We start from the raw sequence: 1,218 nt of genomic DNA, 5'->3' as shown, positions 1-1,218 counted from the left end.
ATAATTCGATGAAATCCCTGATATTCCGTATTGATTTCTAAGCTAAAATCAAGATGCTCTCTATATAAACCTCTTAAGTCCTTTACAGCTTTATACAGAGAGAGCCTTTGTGATTTATCGTAAGTATTATTAACGAGTTGTGTAGATCCTTTCAATATAAATGCTCTGGAATAACTACAGGCAACATTTGCAATCATTTCTGAAGTATTGGGCACCAAAGTACCTTCAGAAATCCAATTTGAATTTAAGTCTGTTTTAGATGAAGCCATAGATTGCATCAGAATAACGCACGTTCGCTCATTGTACAATCACAAAGATTAAGTAACGCTTAACTTGACCAATATTTGCTCGATTAATTTTAGTGTGGATCTGGGTTCAGGCCTGAATCGTGAATTGTAATCTCAAGCTCAATAAAAAACTGTTCTATTCAAAATTCAAGGCCAGCCCTAGTTGGGCTGATATTTTGAATCAGATTTCTTCTAGAAGAAGTCAACTATAGAGAGGATGATTTATTAATTTCTTCGGCTTGTTTCAGAGAAAATATCAATCATTATAATGTGTTCGAGTTATACAGATTATGGCAGAAAATGATATTCGATTTTAAAAGTAAGAGGAAAAAATTAAACATGTCCCTTTTTTACCAAGCCCAGGCCCGAGCTCATCTCATTCGAAAAAGTAGATTTTTATATAAAAAACATTCATTGATCTAAATCAAATCGACTCGATTACTCTGATGCATCCTTTTGTGCTTATAACTGTAAATAGCCTTTATAGGGAGTTCAATATGCTTTATTTTGCAAGTACTGGAGAAACTGTCCTCTCTGGATTGCGCTTTCCCAATGCAAAAATAGTGGCTGACCGCTTTCATGTCATTCGTTTGCTTCAACATCAATGTATGATGACTTATCGCGAACTATCAACTCAAATAAAAAGTAACCGGGGCATCTTGGCTTTACTGCATATACGACCTGATAGATTGACACCTCAGCGTCGAAAAATGATTCCTCAGTTTTTGAATATGCTCGATGAGCTGAAGAGTAGTCCATTTAAAGCCCTGGCAGCTCTTGGTAAAACATTCTGTCTATGGAAAGAGGAGATACTGCGTATGTGGCGTTTTGGCTCTACCCCAAAAAAGGGGGCATTTTAATCAAGTTAGTCGGCTCTACCCCAAAAAAGGGGGCATTTTAATCAAGTTAGTCTAGACTAACCCATTGATTT

Annotated in this window: 2 pseudogenes; one reads left to right on the top strand and one right to left on the bottom strand. The window is 36.3% G+C overall.

The features are described 5' to 3' along the window. Nucleotides 1-278: pseudogene (locus DGG96_RS21285) on the bottom strand (hypothetical protein); the annotation flags it as partial. Between the two features lie 554 nt (nt 279-832). Here DGG96_RS21285 and DGG96_RS20510 point away from each other — a divergent pair. Next, nucleotides 833-1,126 (top strand): annotated as a pseudogene (locus DGG96_RS20510) (transposase); the annotation flags it as partial. Between the last annotated feature and the right edge of the window lie 92 nt (nt 1,127-1,218).

This window comes from Legionella qingyii, assembly GCF_003184185.1.
Note: the sequence above shows the minus strand (reverse complement) of the source record. Positions and strands in the feature narration are given on the sequence as shown.